General features: G+C 36.7%; 14 protein-coding genes. 5 read left to right on the top strand and 9 right to left on the bottom strand.

The annotated features are described in order from the left end of the window. Positions 1–44 precede the first annotated feature (44 nt). The gene (locus tag ACTQ5K_RS16280; protein ID WP_441994079.1) at positions 45–281 is read right to left on the bottom strand and encodes a DUF6171 family protein; all 237 of its coding nucleotides are present in this window, start codon (positions 279–281) and stop codon (positions 45–47) included. A 1-nt stretch (position 282) separates the two neighbouring features. Next, positions 283–1734 carry an alpha-N-arabinofuranosidase gene (locus tag ACTQ5K_RS16275; protein ID WP_441994078.1) on the bottom strand — a complete coding sequence of 484 codons (1452 nt, stop codon included), beginning with the start codon at positions 1732–1734 and terminating at the stop codon, positions 283–285. Positions 1735–2026: 292 nt separating this feature from the next. Here ACTQ5K_RS16275 and ACTQ5K_RS16270 point away from each other — a divergent pair, with 292 nt between their 5' ends. After that, the gene (locus ACTQ5K_RS16270) at positions 2027–2941 is read left to right on the top strand and encodes an ArsR/SmtB family transcription factor (protein WP_031536123.1); all 915 of its coding nucleotides are present in this window, start codon (positions 2027–2029) and stop codon (positions 2939–2941) included. Positions 2942–3443: 502 nt separating this feature from the next. Here the strand turns inward: ACTQ5K_RS16270 and ACTQ5K_RS16265 are convergent. Next, a complete protein-coding gene (locus ACTQ5K_RS16265; protein WP_031536120.1) occupies positions 3444–5447 on the bottom strand; it encodes a beta-galactosidase in 2004 nt (667 codons plus the stop codon). Positions 5448–5562: 115 nt separating this feature from the next. Here ACTQ5K_RS16265 and ACTQ5K_RS16260 point away from each other — a divergent pair, with 115 nt between their 5' ends. Continuing rightward, a complete protein-coding gene (locus ACTQ5K_RS16260) occupies positions 5563–6378 on the top strand; it encodes an AraC family transcriptional regulator (RefSeq protein WP_251628350.1) in 816 nt (271 codons plus the stop codon). 54 nt (positions 6379–6432) lie between these two features. On the opposite strand, the gene ACTQ5K_RS16255 is transcribed toward ACTQ5K_RS16260, so the two are convergent. Beyond that, a complete protein-coding gene (locus tag ACTQ5K_RS16255; protein WP_251628348.1) occupies positions 6433–7371 on the bottom strand; it encodes a magnesium transporter CorA family protein in 939 nt (312 codons plus the stop codon). A 28-nt stretch (positions 7372–7399) separates the two neighbouring features. Beyond that, the gene (locus tag ACTQ5K_RS16250) at positions 7400–7528 is read right to left on the bottom strand and encodes a hypothetical protein (RefSeq protein WP_285846453.1); all 129 of its coding nucleotides are present in this window, start codon (positions 7526–7528) and stop codon (positions 7400–7402) included. A gap of 227 nt (positions 7529–7755) precedes the next feature. Here ACTQ5K_RS16250 and ACTQ5K_RS16245 point away from each other — a divergent pair, with 227 nt between their 5' ends. Together ACTQ5K_RS16245 and ACTQ5K_RS16240 are read left to right on the top strand one after the other, a co-directional pair. Further along, a complete protein-coding gene (locus ACTQ5K_RS16245; RefSeq protein ID WP_251628346.1) occupies positions 7756–9312 on the top strand; it encodes an AbgT family transporter in 1557 nt (518 codons plus the stop codon). 85 nt (positions 9313–9397) lie between these two features. Further along, a complete protein-coding gene (locus ACTQ5K_RS16240) occupies positions 9398–10609 on the top strand; it encodes a M20 family metallopeptidase (protein WP_349204838.1) in 1212 nt (403 codons plus the stop codon). Between the two features lie 128 nt (positions 10610–10737). On the opposite strand, the gene ACTQ5K_RS16235 is transcribed toward ACTQ5K_RS16240, so the two are convergent. The 4 genes from ACTQ5K_RS16235 to ACTQ5K_RS16220 all read right to left on the bottom strand — a co-directional run bounded on the left by ACTQ5K_RS16235 (position 10738) and on the right by ACTQ5K_RS16220 (position 15572). After that, the gene (locus ACTQ5K_RS16235) at positions 10738–12516 is read right to left on the bottom strand and encodes a helix-turn-helix domain-containing protein (protein ID WP_031536109.1); all 1779 of its coding nucleotides are present in this window, start codon (positions 12514–12516) and stop codon (positions 10738–10740) included. Between the two features lie 132 nt (positions 12517–12648). Next, a complete protein-coding gene (locus tag ACTQ5K_RS16230; RefSeq protein ID WP_031536107.1) occupies positions 12649–13656 on the bottom strand; it encodes an SPFH domain-containing protein in 1008 nt (335 codons plus the stop codon). Between the two features lie 33 nt (positions 13657–13689). Then, positions 13690–14547 (bottom strand): TPM domain-containing protein, encoded by an 858-nt coding sequence (locus ACTQ5K_RS16225; protein WP_048719339.1) that lies wholly within the window; start codon positions 14545–14547, stop codon positions 13690–13692. Then, entirely contained in the window at positions 14544–15572 is a 1029-nt protein-coding gene (locus tag ACTQ5K_RS16220; RefSeq protein ID WP_349204836.1) for a TFIIB-type zinc ribbon-containing protein, read from the bottom strand. Before ACTQ5K_RS16220 ends, ACTQ5K_RS16225 begins: the two co-directional genes overlap by 4 nt. Positions 15573–15861: 289 nt before the next feature. Between ACTQ5K_RS16220 and ACTQ5K_RS16215 the strand changes: the two genes are divergently transcribed. Beyond that, on the top strand, positions 15862–16380 hold the full coding sequence (locus tag ACTQ5K_RS16215) for a cysteine hydrolase family protein (protein WP_349204834.1): 519 nt from the start codon (positions 15862–15864) through the stop codon (positions 16378–16380). Positions 16381–16525: the final 145 nt, after the last annotated feature.

Below are 16525 nucleotides of genomic sequence, written 5' to 3'. Positions count from 1 at the left end.
CAATTTTTTTAAGTGATATCTAGGATTGTTTACTATCTATAGCTCTACCACTTTCGATCTGGACAGCTCTTCTTATCTAAGCTTGCACGGAAGCGCACAAAGCATCCGCATTTTCCACATGTATGTTGATTTAGGTACTCACATTGTTCACATATGCTTAACCGCTGATCTCTTACTTCCTCCTGGGCTAAATCTATTTCGAAGGAAAGCTGTTCTCGAACAAGTGCTTCAACATCTATTCGACCAACCTGTTCCTTTATCTCGCAGCCTACACAAGCCATCTTAATTTTCCTTTGTTAAGATGCTTGCAACACTCATTGGAGGCAATGTAACTTTTAGCGTTTCTTTATCTACTAGATAACTAGTAAACTCTTTTTTTGCTACAACATCTGGTTCTTCAAATGTATTATGTGCATCCATTACATCAGCTGTAATATATTCCGCTTTTAGGACAACAAATTCTCCATTCTTTCTAGAAAGCGTAATTTCTCTCGTTTCTGTTACATCATAGTTACATAAGGAGATCGCTACTTTGCCGTCCTTCTTGGAAGCTGTGTATGTGACATGATTAGTCTCATCGCCATAAGAGTCGACAAGCTCTGCATCCTGATGATGTTTATATAAATCGAAAACATGATAAGTAGGGGTTTTAATCATTTTTTCCCCTTCTGTTAAAATCATCGCTTGTAATACGTTCACCATTTGGGCAATATTCGCCATATGAACGCGGTCTGCATGCTTATGGAAAATATTTAGCGTAATCGCAGTAAGCATTGCATCACGAATCGTGTTTTGTTGATATAGGAAGCCTGGATTTGTTCCAGGTTCTACGTTGTACCAAGAACCCCATTCATCTACGATTAAACCAACTCGTTTTTCTGGATCGTATTTATCCATAATAGTACTATGCTTCGTGATTAACTCGTCCATATACTGTGCATGTTCTAATAAAGAATACCATTGTTCCTCTGGGAAGTTTAAGGCATTTCCTTTATCCTGCCATACTCTTGTTGGAATGGAATAATGATGTAAACTAAGTCCATCCATAAAGTTTGCGGCATTTTTCATTAATACTTCTGTCCAATTATAGTCATCTACACTTGCGCCACAGGCAATTTTATAAATATTATGTTCTCCATACTTGCGGACATACGTCTGATATCTGCGGTATAAATCCGCATAATACTCGGGACGCATATTTCCGCCACAGCCCCAATTTTCGTTTCCTACTCCAAAAAACTCTACTTTCCAGGCTTCCTCTTGACCATTCTCTCTACGAAGATTTGCCATTGGCGACTCACCGTTCATCGTCATATACTCAACCCATTCTTGCATTTCCTGAACAGTTCCACTACCAACGTTACCGTTAATATATGCTTCACATTCTAACTGACGAATTAATTCAAAAAACTCGTGTGTTCCAAAGTGGTTATTTTCTGTTACGCCACCCCAATGTGTATTGACTATTGTACTTCGATTCTCAACTGGTCCAATTCCATCCTTCCAATGATATTCATCCGCAAAGCAACCACCTGGCCAGCGAACTACTGGTACTTGAATTTCCTTTAATGCTGCCACTACATCTTTACGAATTCCATTTACATTAGGAATATCGGAATCTTTGCCAACCCATACTCCTTCATAAATGCATCGCCCTAAATGTTCTGCAAATTGTCCATAAATATGTTTACTAATTTTCGGTCCTTGTTTATCTAATAATAAATTTACTTGCATATTGTTATTCCTCCATTACTGTTTTTTTGGAAAAATGTGAACAGATAATAGGCTACTCTATGTATTAATTCCTCCTTTGCGTCTAACTCATTATCCATTGCCAGTTACATACTTCAAAGATAAACTTACGACTAAAATATATTATATTTTGTAACCGTTGCCAATAACTTAATAGTATACTATTTTAATAATTTTCATCATCTTTGTTAACCATTCGGTTATGTAAAATAATTTATTTTGCCATTAATTTATTCCTGTAGTAATATAAGAATAATAAAAGGGGGAATCACACATGCAATTAGATATTTCGGAAAATTCTATCCCTGTGTACGAGGTTCTATCCAGTCCTACTCGAATCAACATTATTAAATTATTATCCAAGAAAAAAATGAATATTGGAGAACTAGCGAAGGAATTGAATATAAGTAGTGCGATAGTGAGTAGACATATTACAAAAATGAGCGATGCAGGGTTAGTAAAAACCGAAACAATCCCTGGTAAATCTGGTCTGCAAAAAGTTGTTATCTTAAAAGTAGATCGAATTGAAATACAATTTCCACAAAAGATCTACTCTGCTTATGAAAGCTATAAACAGGAAATTCCTGTTGGGCATTATTTTAATTTTGATGTTTATCCAACATGCGGACTTGCTACCACAACACATCCAATTGGCGAATACGATGATCCCAAATACTTTATGGATCCACAAAAAAATCAAGCAGCTATCCTTTGGTTTACAAAGGGATTTATTGAATATCGCATTCCATCTATTTTAAAAAAGACGGATAGGCTAGAGATGATTGATATTGTATTAGAGGCATCATCAGAATTCCCTTTTTCCAATAATGTTTGGCCATCTGACATTACGTTCTCCTTAAATGGAAAAGAGCTGTGTATGTGGACTAGCCCAGGAGACTTTTCTGATACAAGAGGTCGCTTCACCCCTGATTGGTGGCCGAATGAAACCAATCAATACGGCATCTTGCTAACAATTCGCATTACCAAGCATGGTGTTTATGCAGATGGGAAAAAATTATCAGACACTACTATTGACGAGTTTCGTGAAGAACAACGTGGAATGTGGGATTTAAAGGTAGAAATAAAAGAAGATGCCCACAATCTTGGTGGCGTTACTTTATTTGGAAAAGGGTTTGGAAATTACAATCAAGATATTAATTTTATTACTTATTACAGTAATCCTGTGTGATGGAATGGGAAACTCCTCTGTTGAAGAATAAACTGCACGGTTAATGGTTCTTTCGTTTTTGGAGAAAAGCTGTTTAGTAAAGACACTTTTTCTTTTACACTTGTAAATTCGGTTTTCATGCTTGGGATGAAAACCTTTTTTGTTTTTGGCATGAGGTTTGGTGTTCATTGGTTTGGTGAACACTACTTTTCCAGCTTTTGGCATGGATTTTGGTTTTCATCGGCTTGATGAACACCACTTTTCCCTCTCCTTTCATCAATTTTGGTTTTCATCGACTGGATGAACTCCACTTTTTCCTCTCCTGTCATCAATTTTGGTTTTCATCGACTGGATGAACTCCATTTTTCCCTCTCCTGTCATCATTTTTGGTTTTCATCTCCTCCATAAACACCACTTTTCCCGCTTCCCCAAAGCTCCCGGCCTTCATCCAGGATCAATCACCAATCTCCCCCTCTAAACCTCCAAAGCAAAAAGCTGCACCAACATCGGTGCAGCAAAATTATTATTTCAATAAAAGCACAGCAAATTGCTCTAGCTCTAGTGCTTCTTTTACTACTTCTCCGGTTAATAGATTTAGTTTGCCAACAAGCTCTTCTGGCAATTTCTGTATCTTTGGATGTTGATTAATAACAAAATAATAGGAGGAATCTGCTGTGTCTCTTTTCGTAATTTCTAGACCTTTTCCGTTCGTGCAGATTGGTTTTACAGTCGTTTCTGCTATCACTTGATCGAATAAATGGGCAATGCCCTCTTGCTCTACTTGTGTGCCAACATACCAGACATTCCCTTTCCCATACGAATTTTTCGTAATTGCTGGAGTATCACTGTAGAAATCCTCTTTATAGGTGGCAATGGCCTCTGCACCTTCGAGATGAATAATGTCACATAGCAACGTACAGGTATATGCATTTCCATCATTAAATGCAACGGCATTTTTTTGCTCTGGCGCTAATGCATCTATTTCTTCTACCCATATTCCAGCTATTTTGCGCAATGGTCCTGGGTATCCTCCTAGGTATACATTATCTGATTCATTCACAATACCGCTCATAAAGGTAGTGACAAACTGTCCTCCATTTTCAACAAACGCTGTAATGCGCTCTGCCAAGCCTGCTTTCATCATATAAAGAACTGGGGCTACCACCACATCATATTTAGAGAGATCACTATCGACCGAAATCATATCGACTAGAATATTTTCATTATAAAAATATTGATAGTACTGATGGATTTGGTCTACATAGGTTAAATCTTTATTTGGTCCACTCGTATACTCCAGCGCCCAATAATTTTCCCAGTCAAACATGATGCCGACTTTACTTTTTATTGTTGATCCTAGAATTTCCTCTAATTGCTGTAGTTCTTTTCCAAGCTCCATCACTTCTCGAAACACTCGTGTATTTTCATGTCCAACATGTTCAATGACAGCACCATGAAATTTTTCACATGCCCCTACTGAACGGCGTAGCTGGAAAAATTGGATGGTGTCAGCTCCATGGGCAATTGTCTGGTAGCTTTGCGCACGCATTTTCCCTGGTCTTTTTAAGGAATTATAAGGCTGCCAGTTTTGTTGACTTGGGGTTTGTTCCATTAGCATAAATGGTTGCCCATCTTTAAGCCCGCGCATCAAATCATGGCACATCGCTGTATAGCTTAATGGTGTATTATAGCTTGGATAATTGTCCCAGGAAACAATGTCCATCTCTTTTGCCCATTTAAAGTAATCTAAATTTTTGTAAGTACCCATTAAATTTGTAGTGATTGGCGTTTCAGTATCGTATTTCCGAATCGAATCTCGTTCCATCTTGAAATTTTCCAGCATGCTATCCGAGTTGAAACGGCGATAATCTATAGATATTCCTGCAAAAGCGGTTTTATCGCTGCCAATTCCTTCACTTAGTGCATTCGGCAATACTACTTCATCCCATTCATAAATAGTATGACCCCAGAATTCTAAGTTCCATGCTTTGTTTAGTGCTTCAATCGTTTTATAGCGATTTTTTAGCCATACACGAAAGGCCTTCTCACAGTTTTCGCAATAGCACTCGCCCCCATACTCATTATTAATATGCCAACAGGTTACATGGGGATTGCTTCCATATCTTTCTGCAAGTTTTCCTGCCAATTTGCTAGCAAACTTCTGATAAACAAGACTGTTCGGACAAGCATTATGTCTTTGTCCAAACTTATGATGTCTTCCTTCATAATCGGTTCGCGCCACTTCAGGATATCTTTTTACCATCCATGCAGGCAAAGAAGCAGTAGAAGTAGCGAGAATAATGTCATACCTATCCTTACTTAGCATTTCTATGATTTCGTCTAGCTCATCAAAATAATATACTTCTTCCGAAGGCTGAATTTTTGCCCATGAAAAAACATTGATTGTTGCCGAATTAATTCCTGCCTTTTTAAAAATGCGCATATCCTCTTCCCAGATATCCTTTGGCCACTGATTCGGATTATAATCTCCTCCATACAAAAAACGATTAAACAATTTTTTCTCCATATTTCATCCCTCCGCACTTTTTATACATTCATTATAGAAAGGCAAATGGAGAAAAAGTATAATAAGAGTAACTAGTTTATATAAAATTATGAAACTATTGTAAGGGGATACATAAATGGAAGTATATTTTAATTTACTAGATCATTTCAATCCTTTTTCCATTGAAAGCATTGGGTATATGTGGGAACAACCAATGGTCTTAAGAGAAGAGGGATATCCTTACTATCACTGGCTACAAACAGCAGAAGGATTAGGGGAAGTAACGATTGCAAATGAAAAAATCCAATTGCATCCTCAAGAAGGGATACTTATCGCACCATTTGTTCCCCACTTTTATGAATCGATTTCAGCAAAAGGATGGCGCACAAACTTTATGACAATTAACGGTACTTTTTCCGCAAGTATAGCCGAGATACTTGGTACTTCCTCTTACTATCTAGCAAATGACTGTCCTGATTTTTCCTATAGTGATTGGACGCAGAGGATGTTATCACATATAAAAAACGAAAACAAAAACTCTGTACAGCAAAAGCTTTCCGTTGACGTGTATAACTTCTTACTAAATATCCGGGATCATGGTTTACACAGAACGTTTCAAAAGAATGATTTATATCATCAATATATCTCCCCTACTATCGAATGGATTGAAACAAATTATGGAGAAAAATGTGATATTTCCGAGATAGCAGGAAGGCTCTTTATATCGCCACAGTATTTGAACAAGCTTTTTAGACGATTTGTTGGCATTTCCGTCTATCAATATGTACTTGCTTATCGAATCAAAAAGGCTAAAGAAATTTTAGTTACAAAAAGAGATGTAAAAATAAAAGACATTACCTTTCTAACTGGATTCAATGATACAAGTCACTTTGTTGCCACCTTTAAAAAAGAAACAGGATATACTCCTAAAGAATTCCGCTCCTTTTATTAGAAAACTCCTCCACTTCAAAATGGAGGAGTTAGAGACAACGAGCAGGCCCCTTTATTAAAAAAACCGCTTCTTCCAAAAGATCAAAGCAGTTACGCCTGATAATAGGAAGGAAATCATAATCGCAATTGTAAAAGAATATGGTACATCTTGATATGGAATATGAACATTCATTCCATAAAAGCTTGCAACCATTGTTGGTAATGACAAAATAATCGTGAAAGATGTTAAGAATTTCATGACAATATTGACATTATTTGAAATAACAGAAGCAAAAGCGTCCATCATCCCACTTAAAATAGACATATGGGTTTCAGCCATCTCAATTGCCTGCTGATTCTCAATAATTACATCTTCTAGCAATTCTTGATCATCTTCGTACATTTTCAAATAATTGCTTTTGAGCATTTTTTGCATGACAATATTATTTGATTTTAAGGAAGTGGTAAAATACACCAAGCTTTTTTCGATATTAAGCAAGGAAAATAGCTCTTTGTTTTTCATAGATTGGTGAAGTTCTTTTTCAATAGTATCTGTCTTCTTGCTAATTTGCTTTAAATATTTTAAATAGGCAGTTGCCATACAGTATAATATTTGCAGGGAGAATCGTGTCTTTTTATACGTAAAAAAGCTCTTCATTCTGCCTTCAGAAAACTGGTGAAATATCGGATTATCCTTTAAGCAAACCGTAATAAAGCAATTCTTGGCAATAATCATACCTAATGGGATTGTGTCATAAATAGGCATATTTTTCTCATCAAAGGAAACAAGGGGAAGATTCACGATAATTAAGACATTTTCCCCATCCTTTTCAATTCTTGAACGCTCTTCTTCATCCAAGGGATCTTTCATAAACGCTAATGGAATATCTAAACCGGTAGCAATTTCTGTAATTTCCGCTTCTGTTGGTGCAATTAAATTAATCCAGCAGCCATCCATCATGCTATCCGTTTCTTTCAGCATTCCTTCTTCAGTAGAAATATAAATTTTTCTCATGTTCTTACCTCCTCTTGTTTAGAGGAAGTCAAAATGCTCTGCCAAATAAAGTTGAATCTTTATCAGCATTCAAACTTCTAAAGGAAGGGTTATTCATGACTCCCTCTTTCATGGCCGTGGGTTCCGGATCAGGTTCCTTACACATTCGAGTACTCATAAAAATTCAACTCCTTGCTAGTAATCTTTAAACCTATTACATACTACTTTATATTTTATTTATTGTAAACCGTAAAGGTGCATCTTTCCTAAGCCTCTATCCGACTACTTCTTTGTATTTGAACACAAAAATAAGGAAGAAATTTAGAATTTATTCCATAGATTATTTTCTTAAATATTCGTATAATTTTAAAAAATCCAAAAACACTTCACAACACGGAGGTACATATGAGCGAACTTGCAAAAAAACATCCAAACTATTCCGAACCAACACCGCCTAGTAAAACAAAACTAGTGGACAAGTTTTTAAACATCATTGAACGTGCAGGTAATAAGTTACCTGACCCTATTACGTTGTTTGTCATCATGTCAGCCATTATTTTAGTCGCTTCTTATTTACTATCTTTAATTGGTGTCTCTGCTACTAATCCTAGCTCAGGCGAGACTATTGAAGTAGTTAATTTACTGAATCGAGAAGGTATTATTCAAATCTTAACAAGTATGGTGAGCAACTTTACTTCCTTCCCTCCATTTGGACTAGTATTAGTCATTATGCTAGGGGTTGGTCTTGCAGAAACGACAGGTCTTATCCAAACGGTTATGAAAAAAACGGTGTTAAGTGCACCAAAAAAATTAATCCTTCCTGTTATTGTTTTAACAGGAGTCCTTGGCAATATTGCAGCAGATGCGGCATTTATCGTGTTCCCACCAATTGCAGCGCTTATTTTTATGAGTGTGGGAAGAAGTCCTATTGTGGGTCTTATTGCCACTTATGCAGCTATTGCTGGTGGCTATAGTGCAAATCTGATTCTTAATTCTTTAGATGTATTAGTAGCCGGCATTACAGAACAAGCTGCAAAAACGGTAGATCCTAATTATGTTGGAAATCCTACGATGAATTATTATTTCTTAATCATTTCTACCTTTTTATTAGTTGCTGTCACTACTTGGGTTACCGTAAAATTTGTGGAACCTCGCTTTGGCAAATACACAGGTGTAGTACAACAACTAGACCAAGTAACTGCAAATGAAAAAAGAGGATTACGTTTTGCCGGTATTACCTTAATCATCTATTTAGCTGTCATTTTATTAATGGTTATTCCAAGAAATGGTTGGCTACGCGATTTAGAGACAGGCTCTGTTATTAACTCGCCATTTATGTCCTCAATCGTTCCACTCATGCTATTTTTCTTTTTATTACCTGCTTTAGCATATGGTATTGGCTCTAAAACGGTTAAAAGTGATAAAGATATTGCGGAAAAACTATTTAAATCCATTGCAGACTTAGCTCCGTTTATCGTGCTAGCTTTTGTCGCTGCACAAATGATTGCTTACTTTAGCTGGAGCAATATTGGTCCGATTCTTGCGATTAAAGGTGCAGAATTGCTTCAAGCGATGAACTTTACTGGTCTGCCAATGATTATTGGTTTCATCATTATTTGTTCGTTTATTAATCTATTAATTGCCAGCGCATCTGCAAAATGGGCATTACTATCTACAATCTTTGTTCCGATGTTTATGTATTTAGGCTATAGCCCAGCATTAACGCAAATGGCTTATCGAATTGGAGATTCTATCACAAATCCAATCACACCAATGCTTGCCTACTTTGCGATCCTTTTAGCTTTTGCTAGAAAACACGATAAGTCGATTGGGATTGGAACTCTAATATCAGCATTGCTTCCTTATTCTATCTTCTTTGCGATTAGTTGGATTTTATTGTTCTCAGTCTGGTATTTATGTGGACTTCCATTAGGACCAGGAGACCCTATCTTCTTAAAATAATTTAGACATTCACCATGTGCAACCTGAAATTTAGGTTGCCATGCTACATATAATTTTAAAAAAATGGAAATGAGGGGTAAGTAACATGGAAGCTTTATTTTCACTCTTAAAAGAATACGAACAGGAGATGATTGAAATTCGTCGTCATCTTCACGAACATCCAGAATTATCCTATCACGAAGTATATACACCTGCTTATATTGCAGAATATCATCAAAAATTAGGGCATGAAGTTAGAACTGGCGTTGGTGGTCGCGGTGTAGTTGCTACACTAAGAGGGAACAAACCAGGTAAAACAGTTGCATTACGGGCAGACTTTGACGCACTTGCCATCCAGGAAGAAAATGATATTCCTTATAAATCTAAAGTAGATGGGGTCATGCATGCATGTGGCCATGACGGTCATACTGCTACTTTATTAGTATTAGCAAAAGCATTAAACAAGCTGCAGGCAGACTTCGAAGGAACCATTGTCTTTATTCATCAATTTGCGGAAGAGCTATCTCCAGGTGGTGCGATTGCAATGATTGAGGATGGATGTTTAGAAGGGGTGGATGTTATTTTCGGTACCCATCTATGGGCAACAGAACCACTTGGAAATATTATGATTAACGCAGGTCCTATTATGGCAGCTGCCGACCAATTCGATATTACCATTCAAGGAAAGGGCGGCCACGGATCCGAGCCACATATGACGAAAGACGCGATTATGATTGGTGCCCAATTTATTACAAATGTACAGCAAATTGTTTCAAGAAGAGTAAATCCATTACACCCTGCTGTTGTTTCTATTGGTAGCTTTGAAGCGCAGAATCCCTTTAATGTTATTGCTGATACTGTAAAATTAAGCGGAACAGCGCGAACATTCCACGATGAAGCTCGTGACTTAATCGAGAAGGAAATTGGAAATGTCATCAAGGCATCCTGTGAGATGGTTGATGCAACTTATGATTATCATTTTAAACGTGGCTATCCTGCTGTTGTGAACCATCAAGAAGAAACAGACTTTATTATCAAGCATGCAGAACAAATAGAAGAAGTGCAACAAGTAAGAATTTGTGATCCACTTATGGGCGGAGAAGATTTCGCATACTACTTACAGCATGTAAAAGGCGCCTTCTTCTTTACAGGTGCCATGGATCCTAATTGGAAAGAAGTATATCCACATCATCATCCTAGATTCAATATTGATGAGCGGTCACTTTTAATCGCAGCCAAGACACTAGGAACTGCAGCATTACACTATTTAAAGAATGAGTCTGTCGAAATTAAACAAGAAAGCTTGATTAACGAATAAAAGGAAAAAGAAGCTGGGACATATGTATTTTAGCCAAAGACAAAGCCAAACAATTACACGAAAGTTTTCGTATGATTGTTTGGCTTTTCAATAGCTTTTTAAGAGGAATGTTTCCGTAATGCTGTTTGTTAATACTCTTCATTCCCCATCGTTCCTTGTTCTTGTCGTTCATACAAAAACAATGCTACCTTTAAATTAGTTAAGTGGTCTAGATTATCAAAGTCACAGTTCAATTTTTCCTGAATTTGTTGAATTCGATAGTAGACCGTATTTTGGTGAAGATGCATTATTTCAGCTGTTTTTGAGACATTTTTATTCGAATATAAGTAGCTTTGTAAGGTACTCAACCATTCATTTTTTGTTCGATTATTTACTTGGGAAAGAATAGGTCCCAAAATATTTTCTACAAAGTATTCTGCTTCTTCTTCTGGTACATTAAATAAGTAGCGCTTATAGCCAAGAGCTTGAAAGTCAAACACCGATTCCTCTTTTTGAATGGGATCCATCTCTTTCTCTAATAATTCAGCATCTTTATAGGAGATGGGGAGGTGACGCATCGAGTAAACCGGACGGCCAATATAAACGAGTATATCCTTATAGCTCGCTTGTAATCGTTCTATATATTGTCTAACAACTTGAACATTCCCCGAATCTTCCTTCTTTGCGCCTAACAGCAGAAATAGTTTATTTCGATTTGGGAAAATCATCACTGAAAATTCTTTTTTGAATACTTGCCGCATCCCTTCCTCTAGCAAATGAAACTGCGTTAGTTCTTCAAAAGAATGCTGCTTGCTTTTGATTACAAGAAAGACAAAGTACTTGGAAGGAATCATCTCCTGTTTTTTTAAATAGCCTTGAACCTCTGTAGTTAAATTCAAGTTTAAAATATCTTTTAATAAAGCTTCCTTTTCCGCTTGTCTGCTCTTTAATTGTTCTTGGAGCTTTATTTGCTCAATCGCAATAATAGAAGCAGCATGCTGAAAGGAAAGCTCTCCCACAATATCGAGTGGAACGCTTTTTCCTGTAATCACTAAATAACCAATTGTTCCAAATGAAGATTGCACAGATAATGCCTGTCCAAACAACTCCTCCCTTTTATATATTTTCTGTAGCTGCTGGATTTGCAGGACTTTCCGATTTTCCCTAAGCCAGTCGCTTAAAAATGAAACATCGCCGCTAGAGGTTGGATGAGATATATCAAGCCGACCTAATGAATCAAAATAATAAATGCAATCATTTGGATTTCGGGCAAGACTTTTTACAAGTGATTGCATCCCGTTTCCTTCTAGCACTGTCTCATTTAATTGATTATGCAGTTTAAGAATTGTTTCTAACTGTAGAGCTCTTTGTTGTTTTTCATAAAAAGCACGTGCATTTACAATAGAGATGGCTATTTGACTCCCGATTGCTTCTAGAAATCGTAAATCCTCTTCTGTGAAAAAGCCTTCATTTTTAAAGTTATCAATCGTAAGAACGCCAATTTTTTGCTGCTGATAAACAAGCAACACAGACATACAGCTAACTGGCATTAAAGCATGAACCGTCGATTTCAGATAATATTGAAGTGTCTTATTCCGCATATTGGACATTGCTTTTTCAATTTCGTCGATTGTATTGATTAACATGCTTCTACCTTCTGCAAAAACGGTTCCGCTAATCCCTTCTCCTTCTAGCAGCTTATTTTGCAAATAAATATCTTCCTTAAAATTAACGGCAGCCTCAATTTCCAAATACTGATTTTCCTCATTCCAAAGCAATAAAAATCCTGCATCTGCCTTATCAATAGCGCCAATAACGTCTTCGATAATTTGCTGAATCAATTCCTTTAGACTATCATTTGTCGTAATATTTTTCGATACTTGTATAAATGTGTTTAATCGTCGCTCCATATTATTCTCGTTGCTCATTTACTTCCCTCTTTAATACAAATTATTTATTAAGATATTAGTATTATCCCCTTAAATTTATTTTTTGTTAAGAACATTCACGCAAAAAAACAGGACGGCTCGCTAACGAGTAGAACCGTCCTGTATCCATTTTTATACTAACTTATGTCCACAATTGGAGCAAAAATTCCCTTCCCCTGTTTTCGTCCCACAATTTGGACAGAAATTCGGTCGCTGCTTTTTCTCCTGACTCTGTGGTGCTGGTTCCGATGCTGGTTCCGATGCTGGTTGTTGATTTTGCTGCTGATTTTGATTTTGCTTATTCATTTTATCCATCATTTGATTAGCCATATTCATGCCCATCATCATTCCAGCCATGTCAGATGCCGTTCCACCACCAGAATTTTTCCCACTAGACATGCTATCTATCATGGAGATTTGTTGATATTTATCAATATTGCCAACCATTCCATGGGATGCATTTTTATTAATCATATCCTGTACTTCCTTCGGATAGCTAAAGCTCATGATTTGGAAGCCTGTGATAGAAAGTCCGCTTTCGGCCATTTGACTATCTAAATCTTCTCTTATGCCTTTAGCAATTTCAAAGGCATTTGCCTGCAGATTAAACATATCCTTTCCTTCTGTGACAATCCATTTCATAAGAAGCTGATCTAGAACGGAGATAATGCGTATTTTTACATCTTCCACTAAATACTGGTTCTTAATTCCTGCGATTTTATCAATTAAAGAAATATAATCATTTACTTTAAATTGAAAGGTTCCGTTCGCTCGAATTGGCATTCCTCCAGGAAGTCCAGTTGCTGGTATATTTATCGCATTTTTCGTACCCCATTTAACCGTAAATTCCTTTGTATTGACAAATAGCACCTCTACACGCATTCCGCTGTTAAATCCAAATTTGAAACCTTTTAAAGTTGATAAAAATGGGACGATTTGTGACTCAATATCATACTCTCCATCTTCTTGGAATGCTCCCTCTATACTGCCATTGTTTAAAAAGATAGCGTCTTGCCCTGGGCGAATAATTAATTTACTGCCCTTCTTAATTTCACGGTTTTTCCATTTATAGAAGATCATATCTTCTCTGAATTCTTCCCATTCCACAACATTTGCAAATTGATTGCGAAAAAATGACATCGTTCTATCCCCTTTCATTATTCAAATAACTGTTTAGAATTTCCCTCTACTTCCACTATGGGAGTGACCACCACCAGTAATCCCTCCACCACCACCTGAATTATTTTGTGGCTTTCGTTGTTTTGTCACTGTTTTTCGAATAAAGCGATCATGTCTATTTATAATCTTTGAATTTCGTTTATCCATATACGTATTGCCATTTACCGTTACTTTTCCGCCTGATCGGAAGACCATAATACTCACTACAATTCCCGCAAGCACAATAGAAACAATCAATTGGAAGCCCCAATGAGAAAGAAGTCCTAGCATCCCATTTGAACTATTTCCTTCGATATATTCATTTCGAGAGTCAGCAATTCCACTGTAATCATAATCATTTTCTAAATTTGCTGGATCATCAACCAAATAATAGGCTGATTCATGCATAAAGGTTGAGAACGCCTCAAAATAGTCACCTTCAGATAAAGCTGGCGTTATTTGTTCCCGAATATAATCTAAAGTAGCATTATCCAAATTATCTTCTGCCTTTTTAAAGCCGGCCAAATAAATATCCCTTTGTTCCATGTCAATTGCCAAAATAGCTGTATTTCCAAAAGGCTGATCATAGCCAGGTGCCTCATCATCATAATAATCCTCAACGTATTTCTTGATGTCTTTTCCATCTATACCATCTAATGTTAGTACCAATAATGCCGTTTCCGTTTCTTCCCCTAATTCCACTGCCAAGCTTTCTAGTTCTGTTCTTTCCGTATCTGTTAAAAGCATTGCTTGATCAAAAACAAATTGCTTTTGGTTTTCTGAAGCCGCCTTTACTGTCATACCAGAAAAAATGGACATTATTGCCAAGGCAATAAAAAGGAAACTACTATACTTGATTAACAACTTTCTCAAAAGAAGCCACCTCCCATAAAGAAGGAGACACATTTTAATGCTAGGAAGGAACTAGCGGCAATTCCACTAAACCATAATGCCACTTTTCCTTTACTAATTGGCGGTTTTCCTACTACTTTTCCTGTTTGCCCATTCATCGCAAAAATATGCTCTTGGTTTTCATAATCATAGCTTACCATCCATACAGGAAGTAACACATAGTCACTTCGCACCGCTCTCGTATCAATATTTTTATCTCGATAATGAATCGAATGATATCCAGCGAAAGTGGAGTGCACAAAGGAATCAACATAATCACTAATTTTATCTTTTGCTCTCGGCAATAACGCTGAATCTGTATAATTATATTTTTCCGATATAAAGCCAGCAAGATAAGGTGTTTTAAAATCTTTTAGCTGTTCATAAGGAAAAGGCTCTAATTTATCCATTAGCTCGTCATTCATTTTTTCAGAAGCATCTACTGGAATTTTCACATAATCTAAATTTATTTTCCGATAGGCTTCATAATACTTCGTTTCCGTATAAATATAATCCCCACTTGTATAAGTCCGAACCTTCGTACATGATGCTGTTACATCCACATCACTATTTAAATCATAAAGCCAAAATGGAACGTACATACCTGTAATGCTTTTTATCCGATCTGCACTCATAAATCCTTTTGGTGTTAGAAGTCCTTTTCTGCACCATTTTCGAAAGGCTATGATGGCCTCTTCTTTACTGATGGTAAAAGGAATTACTTTTTTAGGGGCAAGCACACCTGCCAACCGATCGGCGATCACTATTCCCGCACCACAAAAACTACAATTGGTTGCCGTAGTATCTGCTTCTGTTAATAACACTGCACCACAGTTGTCACAATGGTACTCCTTTACTTCATTTTCTTCAAATGATGCAGACATTAAGTTTTCTGGATAGTTTTCAATATTCTCTTCATTTCCGCAGCTAGGGCAAGATAAACTGCCAGTATCTGCATTAAAGCTCATGTCTCCCCCACAATTTGGACATTTATAATGAAGGATCAAGTTAATCACCTCAATTTATTTATCTATCAATATACTAATAATAACTTAATTATCCTCTTACTGCTTTCCTACCCTTGAAAAAGGATGATATATACATATACTGATTGGATGTAGAAAAAGTTTCATTTTCCTATTCTCTCCTTAGAATCAAGGCCCAATCACTTCTTATTCTAATTTTCATAAAGAACTGGCATAATAAGGAGAAAAGGAGAAAAAAAGCGAACGTTAGATGTGGTGTATCACAATAAACAATTGGGTACTTTCGAAACTTATATATAGGGGGAAAAGAATGAAAAAAGCACTTTTGATTATTGATGTCCAAAATGGCATGTTTCAAAAAGGGAATGTCGTACATAATGGCGAGCAATTACTTCGTCGTATCAAATCTTTACTGGATCAAGCACGCTTCACAAAAACACCTGTCTTTTACATACAGCATCAATCAGCAATTGGTAAACCGCTGGAATATGGTACACATGGTTGGGAAATCCATCCCGAAATCGCTCCAGAAAAGGAGGATATTATCATTCAGAAAACAACGCCAGATGCATTTTTTCACACTTCTTTAAAGAAAGAAATAAAGAAGTTAGAAAGGGAGCATTTAATTATCACTGGGATTCAAACAGAAGCATGTGTGGATACAACTTGTAGAAGTGCTTTTAGCAATGATTTTAAAGTGACCCTCGTGTCTGATGCCCATAGCACTTGGGATACGAATTTATTAACAGCAGAGCAGATTATTGGACATCATAACGAAGTGCTGCGATGGTTCGCAGATGTTTTTCCTTGCTCGAAGATAAGTTTTTAAACACTTTGATCGAAGGGGATTGGCTTTTTTAAAGTCTTTTCATCGAATTTTCAACCAAAATAAAACCCGATAATGTTGATATCATAGCATTATCGGGCGAGGCATTATATCAGTTTCAGCTTATCAAACAATGTTCGGCCAATCT

Source organism: Niallia sp. Sow4_A1 (genome assembly GCF_052116745.1).
GTDB classification, from domain to species: domain Bacteria; phylum Bacillota; class Bacilli; order Bacillales; family Cytobacillaceae; genus Niallia; species Niallia hominis.
The sequence above is the reverse complement of the archived record's forward strand: the minus strand, read 5'-3'. Positions and strand labels throughout refer to the sequence as shown.